Source organism: Leeuwenhoekiella obamensis, from assembly GCF_055391795.1.
Genome location: NZ_AP029251.1, coordinates 3,789,932 through 3,806,097, shown reverse-complemented (window position 1 = coordinate 3,806,097; position 16,166 = coordinate 3,789,932). Strand labels below are relative to the sequence as shown.

The following is a 16,166-nucleotide window of genomic DNA, read 5'->3' as shown; positions in this document are numbered from 1 at the left end:
TTTTCACAACCCACAACCTTTTTCTTAGAAAAAATTTAAGGTTTAAAAGAACTCTATTTTAACACTACTTTTAAGAACTTCCATCACCACCAGTTGTTGTAATGGGAGCGCAAAGATACATCGGTTTTTGACTTCACCAAGTGTTATTTTCAGTATTTTGAAATTAATTCACAAACCGCTTTAAAACAATCTATTACAATCATAAATTCTTCAAGAAAATCTTAAGTTCTTCAGCTTCTAAAAGGAATTTAGATTCGTTAAGAAATCACACATATTCTCGTGAAATGTGCACTTTCAAGCTATACAATCTCACATAACACTAAATCGCTTTAAGCTATTCTTAACAAAACCGAATTTACGTTTAGAATACAGCAAAGGCAAATGTCCACTTTTGGCGAAAGCCAAATAAACAAAACACATTTTCTTCTCGGCATAAAGAATCTTTTAAAAGGCTGCGCATTTCTATTAATGTTTTGAGCAATATAATGACGTGATTCTTCTAGCTAGACCATATTACTTGTAAAAACCTTCTTATATATTGAGTGAAAAATTTTCACAACGCGGGATTTGCTCCATCTATATAGACACATTTTGTGGCAGCATATAAAAAGATGTAGCTTTAGGCTAAAATAAAATCTATGAAAAATCTTTTGCTTGCTTCTACCTCTACCCTATTTGGAGAAGAATACCTGCATTACTTACTTCCACACCTTAAGAATTTCTATGCGGGAGTTGACACTGTTACCTTCATACCGTATGCGATGCCAGGCGGGATTAGCTATGATGACTATACTGCAAAAGCTAAGCAGGCTTTCGCCAAGATCAATATCAAAGTAGTAGGCATTCATGAAAATGATGATCCTGCAGCAAGTTTAGCAGCGGCCCAAGGTATTTTTACTGGCGGTGGCAATACATTCCTTTTGGTGAAAACCATATACCAACACAATTTAATGGAAGCGCTACGCGAAAAGATCTTTAATGGTACTCCGTATTTAGGTACAAGTGCAGGTAGTAATCTTGCCGGTGTGACGATGCAAAACACAAACGATATGCCTATCGTTTATCCACCAAGCTTTAAAACACTGGGCGCAATTCCCTTTAATATCAATGCGCATTATCAAGATCCTTTAAAAGACAGCGAGCACATGGGCGAAACCAGAGAAACGCGTATTAAGGAATATCACGTTCATAACACCGTACCGGTTGTTGGGCTGCGCGAAGGGAGTTGGCTTCTGGTTAATGACGACAAGATCATGTTGCAAGGTGAACATTCTGCCAGGATCTTTACTCAAAATAGATCGCCTTATGAATTAGCAGCTGGCGTAGAAGTCAATATTGATTAAACGCAACCCAACATCTTGTTAAGATATTCTATAAGGAAAGCCGTAAAACTGGGTTTACCCCTACTTTTACTATTTTACAAAAAGAACCATATATCTTAAATAGTATGGAATATACAATTCAACACAAAGAAAACGACAACCGCGGGATATTTCTCATGGAGAGTGAAGAGGGTGTGATCTCTCAACTCACCTATTCTATCAATGATAAAAACACCATCACCATAGATCATACAGAGACTAAACGCGAACTAGAAGGACAAGGTCTTGCCGCTAAACTTGTGGCGCACACGGTAGATTTTGCAAGGGCTAATAATATTAAAGTTATCCCGCTTTGCCCGTATGCAGAGATCAAGTTTGATCAACACCCAGAATACGCGGACGTTAGAGCTTAAAAACAAGATGATCTTTATCTGGCTTTCGCCAAAAGTCATCAAACATTCTTTAGTCTATACATATTAAGGACAAGATGCACAACAACACACCAACTGGAAAAACCCCTAAACAAGACCCAGTTTACACCGTTAAAACTATTACCGCACAAGAAACTTACCCAGTAAGACATCCTGTTTTGCGTGCGGGTAAACCTATAGAAACTTGTGTTTTTACCGGCGATGATGCTGCAGATACTTTTCATTTGGGGCTTTTTTCAGGAGAGCAACTCATAGGTGTTTCTACATTTATGAAAAATGAACATCCAGATTTTACAGGCAACCAACTGCAATTACGCGGCATGGCAGTGCTAACTAACTTTCAAAAAAAAGGTCTTGGTGCGATATTGGCAGACCATGCTTTGGCTATAGCCAAAGAAAAAAAATACGAAACCTTATGGTGTAACGCACGCGAGATCGCTGTACCGTTTTACAAAAGACAAGGATTTGCCATTCATGGCGAAGAGTTTGACATCCCAGGAATAGGACCGCATTTTGTAATGCATAGAAAAATAAACGCATGAAAAGACGTTCTTTTATAAAAACCACAGCCCTATCTGCCACAGCTTTGAGCCTTGCGCCAGCATTAAGTTTAGGTCAAGAACAAATCTCAAGTGCAGAACTCATAGGAAAAGGAAATCCTGAATTTGTAGAAAAGTATGGCTACCGCTTAAGACCAGAAGCTGCTGAGGCTTTTGACAATATGCGAGCAGCAGCCGCAAAGGATGGTATCAACTTTCAAGTAGTGAGCAGTTATCGCAGTTATGCACATCAAAACCGCATCTGGGAACGCAAATACAAAGCTTTCACTGCAGAAGGTGACACACCACAACAGGTCATTGATCGTATTATTGAGTACAGCACCATCCCAGGAACTTCGCGTCATCACTGGGGTACAGACGTTGATATTGTAGATGCTAACGGTAAAAATAGTGGCGATCTGCTTGTACCTTCAAAATTCCACGGCACAGGACCGTATTGCAAATTCAAAGCGTGGATGGAAGCGCATAGCGAAGAATATGACTTCTATCTTGTGTACACAGACAACTATCACCGCAAGGGTTTTAAATATGAACCATGGCATTATAGTTATGCTCCGCTTTCGCGAAAATACCTCACAGACTACAAAAAACTAGACGTTGCCGAAGTGCTACAAGAGCAAAAACTTATGGGCAGCGATCACTTTACTCCTGCCTTTATTGAAAAATATCGCAGTGAAAATATTCTAGACATAAATCCAGATCTACTAACCTAACCTTTTAAAACTATGAGACTACGCGGCAATTCTAAAATAAGACTGCTCATCGGTGCGGCGATCGTGATCTTTGGTGTTATAAAATACTATGGCAGCCGTGAAGAGAATCCGTATACAGGAAAAACACAGGCCATCGGCATGACTGCAGAACAGGAAATAGCCATAGGTTTACAAAACGCGCCGCAGATGATTCAAGAATATGGCGGTATGTATTCTGATGATGATATGCAAACCTTAGTAGATCAAGTAGGTCGTAAGTTAGTTCAATACACAGTAGCTAGCGAAACAGAATATGAATACGACTTTCATCTTCTGGCAGACCCTAATACCATTAATGCATTTGCATTACCCGGCGGACAGATATTTATCACCTATGCACTTTTCTCAAAATTGGATAACGAAGATCAATTGGCCGGAGTGCTGGGGCACGAGATAGGTCATGTGATCGGCAGGCATTCGGCAGAGCGTATTGCAGAGACTGAGCTTTGGCAAACGATCTCAAGTGGTGCCGAAGTAGGCGCAGGTGCTGGTAGAGAGGTTGGTGTCTTTGCACAAAGCACTTTACTCAAAAATGGCCGTGGTGACGAACTAGAAAGTGATGACCTTGGCGTACGCTTCATGCTCAAGGCAGGTTACAATCCTGAAGAGATGATCAGGGTGATGCAGATCCTTAAGGCTGCTGCAGGAAATAGCAATGTGCCAGAATTTCAAAGTACGCATCCAGATCCTGACAATCGCATTGAACATATTAAAGAATCTATCGAGAAATACCGTGAAGCTGCTTAGCACTTTATAAGCGTCATACCTACTATTAATCGCGGTGATCATTATACTTTTCGCGAAAGCGATTGTATCTTTACAACACTAAATAATTGACATGAATAATAAAGTAATTCTTATGATTCTTGACGGTTGGGGTTTTGCTCCAGATAAAACCGTCTCTGCACCAGATCTTGCAAATACACCTTTTATTGACTCTCTTTTTGAGAAATACCCTAACGCACAACTGCGCACTGACGGCGAAAACGTAGGTCTTCCTGATGGACAAATGGGTAACAGCGAAGTAGGTCACATGAACCTGGGCGCTGGTCGCATCGTGTATCAAAACCTTGCCAAGATCAATAAAGCGATCAAAGAAGATACTTTAAAAAGTATGCCGGCTATCACTGCTGCCTTTGACTATGCCAAGAAAAACGGCAAAGCGGTTCACCTGCTTGGTCTACTTTCAGATGGTGGTGTGCATGCGCATGTTACTCACGCAAAAGGCTTGATCTCTGCTGCAGAAGAAGCTGGCGTAGAAGATGTTTTTGTGCATGGCTTTAGCGACGGTCGTGATGTAGACCCTAAATCGGGTGCTGGATTTATTGAAGATATTGAGGCTTACGCCAAAGATCATGGTGCGAAGTTAGCTTCTGTTACTGGTCGTTACTACGCGATGGACCGTGACAACCGTTGGGAACGTGTAAAATTAGCCTATGATGCTATCGTAAAAGGCGAAGGCGCTAAAACTGAAGATCCCGTTGCTGCTATTAAGCAAAGTTATGAAGATGGTGTAACAGATGAATTCTTGAAACCTATCATCGTTACAGAGAATGACGCTCCCGTAGCTACGGTAAAAGAAGGTGATGTTGTGTTGTTCTTTAACTTTAGAACAGACCGTGGTAGAGAGTTGACTAAGATGTTATCTCAGGAAAATTTCCCAGAGCAAGACACTAAGAAGCTTGATCTTCATTATGTAACCATGACCACTTATGATGAGACATTTAAAAATGTACACGTGGTTTATGAAGAAGAAAATATTGTGAATACACTGGGCGAGGTAGTTAGCGCTGCTGGTCGCAAACAGATACGTATCGCAGAAACTGAAAAATATCCACACGTAACTTTCTTCTTTTCTGGAGGGCGTGAAGAACCTTTTGAAGGTGAAAAGAGAATCATCGCTAAGTCGCCTAATGTAGCTACTTATGATCTTCAACCAGAAATGAGCGCTTATGAAGTGCGTGATAAGATCGTTGCAGAACTTAAAACAGAAGAAGCCGACTTTGTTTGTCTAAACTTCGCTAACCCTGATATGGTAGGACACACCGGTGTTGTTGAAGCCGCTATCAAAGCCTGTGAGACTGTAGATGCCTGCGCAAATGATGTGATCACCACAGGTCTTGAACATGGTTATAGCACTATCGTGATCGCAGATCATGGTAACTGTGAGACTATGAAGAATGAAGACGGCACGCCTAACACAGCACACACTACTAATCCTGTGCCTATCATCCTTGTTGACCCAGACCGTAAGCAAGTAGAAAACGGAATTCTAGGAGACATCGCACCAACGATCTTAAAGATCTTAGGCGTTGATCAACCTAAGGAAATGGATCAAAATCCATTAGTATAATAAAAAACAGAACTATGAAATATGTATATCTCTTTCTGGCGATGAGCATTGCTCTAGTGAGCTGCAAAAGTCAGTCTACGGTAAATACAGCATCAGACAAGCCATTTGCTCAAACTAATGAAGATGGTATTCTTGTAGGTCAGGTAGAGCGCCGAGACCTTGAAGACAATCCTGTGTTTGAAGAATGGTACAAACCTATGTTCGCGTCTTATCGTGTAGATGAGAGTAAGATAGATGAGATCAAGAAAAACCTTAAGGGTGTGGATATCCAACTCTTTATGGGGACTTGGTGTGGCGATAGTAAAAGAGAGACTCCTCGTTTCTTTAAGATACTTGATGCTGCAGACTATACTAAGAAAGTAGACCTCATCACCGTTACTCGTGCTAAAAACACGCCAAACGGTCTTGAAGAAGGACTTAATATCACAAACGTGCCTACCATTATCTTTAAAAAGAACGGCAAAGAACTGGGTCGCATTGTAGAATATCCTATCATCAGCCTAGAAAGCGATATGCTTAAGATCTTAACGGGTCAGGAGTATAAACACGCTTACGCGGAATAACCTCCCAACTGGTTCATACAAATAACGCCCGTCTTTCTTAAGACGGGCGTTTGTGTTTTTATGCTTTTCGCTGCAGCGAAATATCAATACCGCTCCTGAAATTCTCTAGGCGACAATTCGGTTTTTTTCTTGAATACCCTGTTGAAGTAAGAACGACTCTCAAAACCACACTCCATAAACACTTCTTTGATCTTGCGACGTGGATCCATAAGCAATCTGGTAGCAAGACGTATGCGCTCATCATTGATAAAATCTACCGGCGACATTCCCATCTCGTTCTTAAAAGTGCGGTAAAAATGCGACGGACTCATACATGCCTTTTGGCTAAGATCGTCTACAGATAGCGCACTGCTAAGATTCTCGCGTATATAGCGCACCGCATGTTTGATCCTATTGTCTGAAACCTTTCCTGCGGTAGGACTGCTCAAGATCTTACGGTTGTTTGCCTGCAATATCCTGATGATAAGTTCGCGCAACATATTATCTACAAAGTAATCCTTAGAGGCGTGATTTTCTGTAAAAAGAAAAAGTAGTCGCTTTAAGATCTGATAGATACCAGGATCGTGTGTGAAGTGAAAGTTATAGTCCATCATCGTCCACTCTTGTCTATCTGCCTTGGGCAGCGACTCGTTCATAAAAGTGATGGTCTGCTTTATCAACTGCTCATCTATCGCCATCGCAAGGCATTGCGTAGGTGTAGATTCTTTCGCCTCAGGAAAATCAATACACATCAACTCGTTAGACGGTAATATGAGCGACTCACCCGGCAGGAAGTTAAAAGACTCATGATCTCTTAAATGCATGATCTTTTTACCCGTAAGCATACTGGCAAGCACCGGTTGATCAAAGGCCAACTGCACGCTCTCAGCCGTAGTATGGGTTTCAAAAACGTGCAGCGCCGCCTTATCTAAAGTATAGGAGGTCTTGTTTTCAACCAGGTTTTCAAGCTTGCGCCCTTTATAATACGATTCAGAAAGAAGCATAGAACTTTATTATTCCTTTTAAATATACAATTATATTTTAATGATAAAGTTAATTATGCATCTAACTGCTATTAAATTAACACCTTACGCTAGGATTGTTCATGTAGTTGATAGTATTGTTCAATACTATCACTCCTACTCTATATACTTTTAAGATAACGTTTTCGCTGTAGCGAAAACAACCAGAAAATAACCGTTTAATAATTCTTAAACCTTCATATCATGAGCGATGTTAAGACCACAGAAAAGCAGGCTATTGAAAAGCCAAAGTTTAAAAACCAATATGAGAACTTCATAGGTGGTAAATGGGTAGCGCCTACAAAAGGAGAATATTTTGACAACATATCTCCTGTAGACGGCCAGAGCTTTACTAAGATACCACGATCTACCAGTGAGGATGTAGAAAAAGCACTAGATGCCGCATGGGAAGCTGCAAAGACATGGAACAAAACCTCAGCTACTGAGCGTAGTAATATGCTCCTTAAGATCGCAGACCGTATGGAGGCTAATCTTGAAGTTCTTGCACGTGCAGAAACTTGGGACAACGGTAAAGCCATTAGAGAAACTAGAGCTGCAGATATGCCACTGGCTATAGATCACTTTAGATATTTTGCTGGTGTGATACGTGCTGAAGAAGGTAGCGCTAGTGAACTAGACGCAAACACCGTAAGCCTTAATATTAATGAGCCTCTAGGAGTTGTGGGGCAGATCATCCCGTGGAACTTCCCTATACTTATGGCAGCATGGAAGCTTGCTCCTGCTCTTGCAGCAGGTAACTGCGTGGTGCTTAAACCTGCAGAGCAAACGCCTGTGGGTATCCTTATCCTTCTAGAGCTTATTGAAGATATCCTCCCTGCTGGTGTACTTAATGTTATCAATGGCTTTGGGGTAGAAGCAGGTAAACCGTTAGCTTCTAGTTCACGTATTAACAAAGTGGCATTTACAGGTGAGACCACTACTGGCCAACTCATCATGCAATATGCCTCAAAGAATATCATCCCAGTTACCCTTGAGCTAGGCGGTAAATCTCCAAACGTGTTTTTCCCTAGCGTGATGGATGCAGATGATGAGTTCCTGAATAAAGCAATAGAAGGTGCGGTGATGTTTGCTCTTAATCAAGGGGAAGTATGTACTTGTCCTTCGCGCATGCTTGTGCATGAAAGCATCTATGACAAGTTCATGGAAAAAGTAATAGAGCGTACTAACGCTATTAAACTTGGGCATCCACTTGACCCTAACACAATGATGGGAGCACAGGCTTCTAACGATCAATACGAGAAGATCTTAAATTATATAGAGATAGGTAAGGATGAAGGTTGTAAAGTACTTGCTGGTGGTAAGGCTGCATACAATGAAGGTCTTGATGGCGGTTATTACATTCAGCCTACCATCTTAGAGGGTAATAACAAGATGCGTGTATTTCAGGAAGAGATCTTTGGTCCCGTGGTGTGTGTAACCAAGTTCAAAGACTTTGATGATGCGCTAGAGATCGCTAACGATACTTTGTATGGTCTGGGTGCTGGCGTATGGACGCGCGATATGCACGAAGCCTACAAGATGTCTCGTGAGATCAAAGCCGGTAGAGTGTGGGTAAACAATTATCACAATTATCCTGCGCATGCGCCCTTTGGTGGATACAAGAAATCTGGTATAGGCCGTGAGAACCACAAGATGATGCTAGATCATTATAGACAAACAAAGAACATGCTTATCTCTTATGATAAGAATGCACTAGGATTCTTTTAAAAAACAATACCACAAATGACACCCCGTATAACTGTTACTGAAACTGCTGCAAAGATCATAGACCAGTTAATAGAACGTCATGGCAAATTGATGTTTCACCAGAGCGGCGGATGCTGCGATGGCTCATCCCCCATGTGTTTTCCCATAGGTGACCTTTTGATCAACGAAACCGATGTTTTGCTTGGGGAAATATGTGACTGTGCGTTCTACATGTCTAAAGATCAGTTTGAGTACTGGAAACATACAGCACTCACTGTAGACGTGACAACCGGTCGTGGCAGCAGTTTCTCTTTAGAGATACCCCTGGGCGTCAGATTTGTGATCAAATCCAGAATATTTACAAAAGAAGAATTGCAAGACTTAGCGCCCATACGCTATGCTGAGTAATTCTTAAGATGTGTTAGATTGTTTTAAAAACCCGCTACAGTAGCGGGTTTTTTGTTTTTCTTCTTTTGGCTTTAAGCCAAAAAACCTCCCATAAGCCACTTACTAAAACGTTAAAACTTTGTTATTGCCTGTTGATTATTAATACGCTAAATTGATGCGTTTTATACTAGTAACCCACCCAATGAAAAAATACTTAGTACTCCTGGCGTTTATCGCGTCTGTAAACGCGTTCGCCCAGCTGGGGACTAAACACTGGATCTCGCCCATACACTCTCGCGCTCCTGAAGAGGTAGAAGATCATTATGTGTATCTCTCTACTCCTATTGTCAATCCATTTACTGTGGTTATCACAGATGGTGCAGGTAACGCATTAGACAATTCGCCGATAACGATATCGAGAGGTAATCCTGCCCGAGTGTATGTGGGTAATGGTCAACCTTCTGTGATGTTCGTATCTCAAGCCGAGGTCTTAACACCTCAGCAAAACAAGGGTCTTATACTTGAAGGTTCACAACCCTTTTATGTGAGTTTTAGGGTGCGCTCACAAAAGCAGGCCGGTTATCTTACTTCAAAGAGTAGCCTATCGCTGGGAACAGACTTTAGACTAGGGAGTATTCCTAATGGTGGGGAGAATTATATGCGTAATTTTTATGCAAGTGTTATGGCTACTGAGGATAATACCACTGTTCAATTTAGCGATTATAATACCGGCGTCACCTTTGCAAATGGGGACACTTCAGATCAACTAAGCGTTACCCTTAATGCAGGTGAAACCTACACTGTTTCTGGCTACGCTGATGTTGCGGCAAACAGGGATGGCTTTATCGGTGCGCATGTAACTGCAGACAAACCTGTAACGGTTAACACAGGTAATGCCATGGGTGGCATGTCTCCTAACGGTCAGGATTTTGCTATAGATCAGATCGTACCTAGCAGCCTCATCGGGCAAGATTATGTAGCTATTGAAGGTGGCGGGAATAGTACTAATGAGCGCCCACTAGTAGTAGCGCATCAAGACAATACTGCTATATACCTTAATGGTAACCCTACTCCTGTAGCTACTCTTACCGCTGGTGATCATTATTTAATTCCTAATAGTTACTATCAAGGCAGCAATCAGCGCACCATGTATATCAATACTTCTGTGCCTGCTTATGTTTACCAACCCATTGCGGGCAACGGAAGTAATACCACACCGGGTATGAACTTCTTACCACCTGTAAATTGCCTTTTACTTACTGAGGTGGATCTTATTGCAGACATTGACAAAATAGGTAATACAGACTATGAGGGTAAAGTACTTGCCATCACCCGTAAAGGTGCGACAGTTACAACTTCGCCGGGGGCTAACTCTGTTTCAATAAGTGCTATCCCGGGTTTTCCTGACTGGGAAGTACGCGTCATCAGTGGTCTTAGTGGTAATGTTAAGGTGAGTTCAACGGCACCATTATCTGTTGGGCTTTTTGGATATAACGGAGAAGCAGGCTTCGGGGGATATTATACTGGCTTTGGTTTTGAAGGTCAAAAGGCAGAGGTTAAGGTCTGTGAGAATGAAGGCCCTGTAAACATCCTAGAAGAAATACCAGGCTCTCCTCTTTCTGGTGGTACATGGACACCAGCTTTTGCTAGCGGCACAGATATGTTTGAGTCTGGTGTAGATGCTGATGGTGAGTATGAATATTTTATAGACAACGCCTGCTCTCCGCTACGCATTAAAGTGAATATTGAGACGACTCCTGCTCCAGTAATAGGAACCATTAATCCTTTAGAAGTTTGTGATGCTAATGGTGATGGTATTGAGATCTTTGATCTTAGCATCGCCGCGGCAGAAGCACTTAACGGAGCTAACCCTGATGACCATGTGGTAACCTTTCATATCACGGAGCAGGATGCTGATCAAAACACTAATCCGCTTGATCTGCAGTTTGAAAGCAATGAACCTGAGAACACCCTGTATGTCCGTATGGTGAATAAAGCCAATTACAACTGCTATGAGACCGCCTCTTTTCAGATCATTATTAATAGACCCACCGCAGATGCAGGTGCAGACCTCAGCATGACCTGTAACGATAGCAGTCTGTTTCTTGATGGCAGCAACTCGGTAGGCAATGCAGCACTATCGTATAGTTGGACAACCACAGACGGCAGCATCCTTGCGGGTGCAGACACTGCCACGCCAGAGATCAGTTTACCAGGAACCTATACGCTCACAGTAACAGACAGCGCTAACGGCTGTACGGCTTCCGATGATGTGGTGGTTACGTCAAACTTTGTAGATGTTGATCTTAGCGATCTTGATGATTATACCCTTTGTGATGCAGGTTTAGACGGCGATGATTCTGATGGTTTCACTAGCTTTGATCTGGATGCCTATAGAGCTATGCTTTCGCAAAAAGTACAAACCAACAATCCCTCTATTGTTCCAGTGATCACCCTTTTCGCCTCTGAGCAAGATGCCATTGCGCACAATGCGCCACTCACAGGAGATTATACGAATACTTCCAATCCACAGACTATTTATGTACTGGCAGAAACTCCTAATGTGGCTTGCGCCAAAATCACTACCGTACAACTCATTGTGAATCCTTTGCCTGCTATTGACGAACTCACACTTACCCAATGTGATCTTGATCTAGAGTCGGCAGCAACTGCACAAGACGGTATCGCCACCTTTGACCTTGAGGAATTGTTACCAGAGATAATTGCTGTGGATGCTGACCTTAGTGTACAGTTCTATGCCACTGCCGCAGATCTTAATACTGGTAATGCCATCGCAAACCCTACGTCCTATCGCAATACTACTCCTATTAATGAAGATATTTTTGCGCGTCTCACCACTGCCGCAAGCTGTGACAAAGATATAACTGTGCATCTTAATGTTGCGGCTTCACCTATGGTGAACACGCATACCATTTATTCATGTGCTATTGAGGGCGAGGCACAACCTGTTGGGACTTTTGACCTGCAAGCATTGGCAAATGACAGGTATGCCGGAATGGACGCTAGCTTCTACGATACTACAGATGATGCGTATACTGAAGATAACGCTTTATCCCTACCTACTATCACTACCGGCACTACGACTATTTATGCCAGGATAGAGAACAATAATCAGTGTGCATTTGTTGAAACGATATCGCTTATTGTTACTGAGCCTTACCCTATTGATCTGCAAGATGCTTATTACTTATGTGAGAGTGAAACCGGTATCGAACTAACCGCAAACTCAAACGCTTCCTACTACGCCTGGTATCGCGTGGCAGACAATAATGCTCTGGAAGCATTATCTGGTGATCCATCCTATTTCTTTACCGTAGCCGGAAACTACAAACTTGTACAGACCACTTATTTTGCCGCTTCTAATACCAGTTGCGAGGTAGAACAAGATTTTAGCATCATTATTTCTGGTCCACCCGCTATTGAGGAGATCAAAGTATCAGACCTATCTACTAACAATACTGTGACTGTGATCGCTAGTGGTAATGGTACTTTTGAATACTCACTAGACGGTGGCTTCTTTCAGGATGAACCGGTGTTTGAGAATGTACCGCCAGGATTGTATGATCTTATCGTGAGCGATAAAGATGGTTGTGGTACAGTGACTAGGCAGGTTTCTGTTTTGGGCTTCCCGGAATTCTTCACGCCTAATGGCGATGGCTTTAACGACACTTGGAATCTTAAAGGCGCTACCGCCGCCGAAAGCAAAACCCAACTTTATATTTTTGACCGTTATGGTAAGTTGCTTAAGCAAATGAATGTCCTCTCAGCAGGATGGAATGGTACCTTTAACGGCAAAGTACTACCCTCAGAAGATTACTGGTTTAGGGCAGAGTTTGAAGACGGGCGTAGTTTCAGTGGGCATTTTACATTAAAGCGGTAAATACAATCGTTTTGCCATACGGCATAAAAAGACTAAATTCATGATGATAATCAACCATTTATACATCATCTCATGAAGAAGCTTCTTATCCCACTGGTATTACTGTGTACACTTTTTGGCTACAGCCAAAAACAACAACTCTTTAACGGCAAGAACCTAGATGGGTGGACGATCTACGGTACTGAAAAATGGTATGTAGAAGATGGCTTGCTTATCTGTGAGAGTGGTGAAGATGCGGCTTATGGCTACCTGGGCACTGATGCGCATTATAAGAACTTTATTCTCACCCTTAAATTCAAACAGGAAGCAGATGGTAACAGCGGCGTGTTCATACGCTCTACTGTAGATGGCACTAAAGTAAGCGGCTGGCAGGTAGAAGTAGCTCCCCCGGGTCATGACACCGGCGGTATTTATGAATCCTACGGACGCGGCTGGCTTATAAAACCCGATCCTGAGAAAGATAAATACCTCAACATGGGTGCGTGGAATACCATGAAGATCAAAGTAGATGGCGACACAGTTACATCTTGGCTTAACGGTCATGAGATGGTTACTCTTACAGATGCCAAAATAGGCAAAGGCGAAGGCGGCATCGCCCTACAGATCCACGACGGCGGCAGTATAAAAGTGAAGTGGAAGGATATTGAGCTAGAGGTTTTGGATTAGGGTTTTTTGGCTTACGCCAAAAGGGGAATTATTAGTATTTCTATTCTTATTGTTATTATTATTTATACGCTTGTCCCCTTGAGGCGGTGCATTGAGCCTGTCGAAATGGGACTTGAGGGGGTGTTTGCGTGCAGCTATTCAAAACTGCGAGCGTAGCTCATTAGGGGTGTTAACGCATCAGTGAGAAAACACCCCCCGTAGCCCCCCTCAAGGGGGGAATACTTCTAATCATATTCTAAACTCAATCTCATGATTAGAGCTTAATTCAAAAATCTAAAGCACTCTTATTAATCTATGGATTGTCCCCTAGAGGGGACTTGAGGGGTGTTAGCGTGCGAGTAAGCCTCCTCCCCTAACAATAAGAATTAGAATATTAATACAAATAGCAATAAGAATAGGTGTGTTCTGCGCATGAATAAGCAGAACTTCTCTTTATGTCTATTCTTTTTTGCATCGCCCAAAAAAGAAATCGACTTTAGGAGATTCACGAACACTTATGCCATATACACGCGTGAGCTAAACAAAAAAGTCTAGGCTTATTTTAAATTTCTTGAATTGCTGAAAAAGCTTTTTATCATGCGCATGGAAAACCGTTTCACTAGTTCCATGCTCCACAACCAGCCCTGCAAAGCTTTTCCGCAATTGCTACAAAATTTAAAAGTAGGCCGGTTTCTTTAATTAGAGTTCTCATTAACAATTCAATTAGTACAAAAGGAGTGTTGCGCACGAGTAAATCTCCACCCTGAATAATAAAAATAGTAATAGCAATAAGAATACAAATAGGTATAAGAATAGCCATAGCAATAAAACTCCCTCCTATCCCTTGATTTTTCCTGCAACTGCCTTAGGTTTGTTCTTTAAACTTTACTATCCTATAAATTCCCTTATATAACAATTCTAGAATGAAGATCACTAAAGGTATTACAGCGCTACTTTTGCTTTGTGTAGCTCTTGCTTTGCATGGATGCATCAATGTTAATAAAAATACTGACGCAGAGATATTTAAGTATTTAAATCACTGGCTAGATGCAGCACCTAAGGATCGCACTCCGCTAACTGACTTATATTTTGCCAAAGCACCACTTACCAGAAGTCAGGCGGAACAGGCGGCTGCACTCCTACTTGCTGACAAACAATCTAGAATGCGTACTCAGTATGAAAAGCAGTGGGACGATCGCCAGCTGAAAGTTGATAACCATACCATGCCTTTTTACTACAATATCTTTGGCGAGGAACCTGCAGATGGACGCAGTCTGTTTATCTCCATGCATGGCGGTGGTGGCACAACCGCGGCGATGAATGATCAGCAGTATGAGAACCAGAAGCACTTATATGATGCTACTATGGAAGGTCTTGAGGGTGTGTACCTTTCGCCACGAGCGCCAACCAATACCTGGGATCTATGGCATCAAGACCATATTGATGACTTTATGAATATCATCATACAAATGGCGGTTATCAAACTTAATGTAAACCCTAATAAGGTATATGTTATGGGATATTCTGCTGGTGGTGATGGTGTGTATCAACTCGCTCCTAGAATGGCAGATCGCTGGGCGGCGGCTTCTATGATGGCCGGTCACCCTAATGACGCCTCGCCGCTAAGCCTGCGCAACACGCCTTTTGTGATTCGTGTGGGTGCGCTAGACGATGCGTATGATAGAAACCTTATCGCTCAGCAGTGGGGTGCTAAGTTAGATTCTTTACAAAGCGCCGATCCTGAGGGGTACATCCATAATGTGGATACCCCAGAAGGTATGGGCCACTGGATGAAACTTAAAGATGCCGTTGCTCTACCCTGGATGCAGCAATATACCCGCAACCCTATCCCACAAAAAGTGGTGTGGAAACAAGACAACAGGAAGCACAGCGCTTTTTACTGGTTAGGGATGCCAGAGGGCAATATCAAAGATGGAGCAACCCTTGTAGCCGAGTATGACACAAACCTCAACGAGATCAATATACTAGAGAAGACAAACGATACTATCCAGTTATTTCTTAACGACAACATGGTCGATCTAGATCAACCTGTCACCATTAAATACCAAGGCAAGGTAATAGGGAAGAAGGTTTTTAAACGTTCTATCGCAAACCTCTACCAAAACATCAACCGCAAAGGCGATGCTAACTTTGCATTTCCAAGTGTGGTTACTGTGGTGGAGAATAAGGAGATTTTGGACTAGCGTTTTTTGGCTTTCGCCAAAAGTTCTGTTGTTGGAAGCTGAGTGATTGAAACTGGAAGTGGGGATGCTTGCGCTATTACCATTATTATTTCTATTCTTATTGTTATTATTATTTATGGGATTGTTCCCTTTCAGGAACTTTAGGGGTGTTGCGCATCGGTGAGAAAACACCCCCCGTTGCCCCCCTCAAGGGGGGAATACTTCTTATCATATTCTAAACTCAATCTCTTGATTAGAGTATACTTTAATCATCTTATGTACTCTCTTTAATTTACTGATTGTCCCCTAGAGGGGACTTTAGGGATGTTTGCGCACGAGTGAGAAGAACACCCCCCGTTGC

The 16,166-nt window shown here is 42.3% G+C and carries 13 protein-coding genes; 12 read left to right on the top strand and 1 reads right to left on the bottom strand.

Translation table 11 applies throughout. The annotated features are described in order from the left end of the window. The first annotated feature begins 638 nt into the window (after window positions 1-638). The 7 genes from pepE to ACZ5L8_RS16595 all read left to right on the top strand — a co-directional run bounded on the left by pepE (window position 639) and on the right by ACZ5L8_RS16595 (window position 5,981). Window positions 639-1,343, top strand: coding sequence for a dipeptidase PepE (gene pepE, locus ACZ5L8_RS16625; RefSeq protein WP_464438837.1), 705 nt, complete (start codon window positions 639-641; stop codon window positions 1,341-1,343). Window positions 1,344-1,366: 23 nt separating this feature from the next. Further along, window positions 1,367-1,735, top strand: a complete 369-nt coding sequence (locus tag ACZ5L8_RS16620) for a GNAT family N-acetyltransferase (RefSeq protein WP_464440984.1) — start codon at window positions 1,367-1,369, stop codon at window positions 1,733-1,735. A 74-nt stretch (window positions 1,736-1,809) separates the two neighbouring features. Beyond that, window positions 1,810-2,295, top strand: coding sequence for a GNAT family N-acetyltransferase (locus ACZ5L8_RS16615; protein WP_464438835.1), 486 nt, complete (start codon window positions 1,810-1,812; stop codon window positions 2,293-2,295). Further along, window positions 2,292-3,026: a M15 family metallopeptidase gene (locus ACZ5L8_RS16610; RefSeq protein WP_464438833.1), complete on the top strand. Its 735-nt coding sequence runs from the start codon at window positions 2,292-2,294 to the stop codon at window positions 3,024-3,026. The genes ACZ5L8_RS16615 and ACZ5L8_RS16610 overlap by 4 nt, the downstream gene beginning before the upstream one ends. 12 nt (window positions 3,027-3,038) lie before the next feature. Beyond that, the gene (locus ACZ5L8_RS16605) at window positions 3,039-3,812 is read left to right on the top strand and encodes a M48 family metalloprotease (RefSeq protein ID WP_464438831.1); all 774 of its coding nucleotides are present in this window, start codon (window positions 3,039-3,041) and stop codon (window positions 3,810-3,812) included. A gap of 91 nt (window positions 3,813-3,903) precedes the next feature. Then, the gene (gene gpmI, locus ACZ5L8_RS16600; RefSeq protein WP_464438830.1) at window positions 3,904-5,418 is read left to right on the top strand and encodes a 2,3-bisphosphoglycerate-independent phosphoglycerate mutase; all 1,515 of its coding nucleotides are present in this window, start codon (window positions 3,904-3,906) and stop codon (window positions 5,416-5,418) included. A 14-nt stretch (window positions 5,419-5,432) separates the two neighbouring features. Further along, window positions 5,433-5,981: a thioredoxin domain-containing protein gene (locus tag ACZ5L8_RS16595; protein WP_464438828.1), complete on the top strand. Its 549-nt coding sequence runs from the start codon at window positions 5,433-5,435 to the stop codon at window positions 5,979-5,981. An 83-nt stretch (window positions 5,982-6,064) separates the two neighbouring features. On the opposite strand, the gene ACZ5L8_RS16590 is transcribed toward ACZ5L8_RS16595, so the two are convergent. Next, window positions 6,065-6,964, bottom strand: coding sequence for an AraC family transcriptional regulator (locus tag ACZ5L8_RS16590; RefSeq protein WP_462599533.1), 900 nt, complete (start codon window positions 6,962-6,964; stop codon window positions 6,065-6,067). Between the two features lie 222 nt (window positions 6,965-7,186). Between ACZ5L8_RS16590 and exaC the strand changes: the two genes are divergently transcribed. The 5 genes from exaC to ACZ5L8_RS16565 all read left to right on the top strand — a co-directional run bounded on the left by exaC (window position 7,187) and on the right by ACZ5L8_RS16565 (window position 15,826). Further along, window positions 7,187-8,710, top strand: coding sequence for an acetaldehyde dehydrogenase ExaC (exaC, locus tag ACZ5L8_RS16585; protein ID WP_464438827.1), 1,524 nt, complete (start codon window positions 7,187-7,189; stop codon window positions 8,708-8,710). A gap of 15 nt (window positions 8,711-8,725) precedes the next feature. Further along, the gene (locus ACZ5L8_RS16580; protein ID WP_464438825.1) at window positions 8,726-9,097 is read left to right on the top strand and encodes a DUF779 domain-containing protein; all 372 of its coding nucleotides are present in this window, start codon (window positions 8,726-8,728) and stop codon (window positions 9,095-9,097) included. A 181-nt stretch (window positions 9,098-9,278) separates the two neighbouring features. After that, a complete protein-coding gene (locus ACZ5L8_RS16575; RefSeq protein WP_464438824.1) occupies window positions 9,279-12,977 on the top strand; it encodes a T9SS type B sorting domain-containing protein in 3,699 nt (1,232 codons plus the stop codon). Window positions 12,978-13,049: 72 nt separating this feature from the next. After that, window positions 13,050-13,643, top strand: a complete 594-nt coding sequence (locus tag ACZ5L8_RS16570) for a 3-keto-disaccharide hydrolase (RefSeq protein ID WP_464438823.1) — start codon at window positions 13,050-13,052, stop codon at window positions 13,641-13,643. Between the two features lie 902 nt (window positions 13,644-14,545). After that, entirely contained in the window at window positions 14,546-15,826 is a 1,281-nt protein-coding gene (locus ACZ5L8_RS16565) for a hypothetical protein (RefSeq protein WP_464438821.1), read from the top strand. Window positions 15,827-16,166: the final 340 nt, after the last annotated feature.

Excerpts from the sequence above, each read along its gene's own strand:
- pepE (WP_464438837.1), top strand. The coding sequence starts at position 639 with ATGAAAAATCTTTTGCTTGCTTCTACCTCTACCCTATTTGGAGAAGAA.
- ACZ5L8_RS16615 (WP_464438835.1), top strand. The coding sequence starts at position 1,810 with ATGCACAACAACACACCAACTGGAAAAACCCCTAAACAAGACCCAGTT.
- ACZ5L8_RS16610 (WP_464438833.1), top strand. The coding sequence starts at position 2,292 with ATGAAAAGACGTTCTTTTATAAAAACCACAGCCCTATCTGCCACAGCT.
- ACZ5L8_RS16605 (WP_464438831.1), top strand. The coding sequence starts at position 3,039 with ATGAGACTACGCGGCAATTCTAAAATAAGACTGCTCATCGGTGCGGCG.
- gpmI (WP_464438830.1), top strand. The coding sequence starts at position 3,904 with ATGAATAATAAAGTAATTCTTATGATTCTTGACGGTTGGGGTTTTGCT.
- ACZ5L8_RS16595 (WP_464438828.1), top strand. The coding sequence starts at position 5,433 with ATGAAATATGTATATCTCTTTCTGGCGATGAGCATTGCTCTAGTGAGC.
- ACZ5L8_RS16590 (WP_462599533.1), bottom strand. The coding sequence starts at position 6,964 with ATGCTTCTTTCTGAATCGTATTATAAAGGGCGCAAGCTTGAAAACCTG.
- exaC (WP_464438827.1), top strand. The coding sequence starts at position 7,187 with ATGAGCGATGTTAAGACCACAGAAAAGCAGGCTATTGAAAAGCCAAAG.
- ACZ5L8_RS16580 (WP_464438825.1), top strand. The coding sequence starts at position 8,726 with ATGACACCCCGTATAACTGTTACTGAAACTGCTGCAAAGATCATAGAC.
- ACZ5L8_RS16575 (WP_464438824.1), top strand. The coding sequence starts at position 9,279 with ATGAAAAAATACTTAGTACTCCTGGCGTTTATCGCGTCTGTAAACGCG.
- ACZ5L8_RS16570 (WP_464438823.1), top strand. The coding sequence starts at position 13,050 with ATGAAGAAGCTTCTTATCCCACTGGTATTACTGTGTACACTTTTTGGC.
- ACZ5L8_RS16565 (WP_464438821.1), top strand. The coding sequence starts at position 14,546 with ATGAAGATCACTAAAGGTATTACAGCGCTACTTTTGCTTTGTGTAGCT.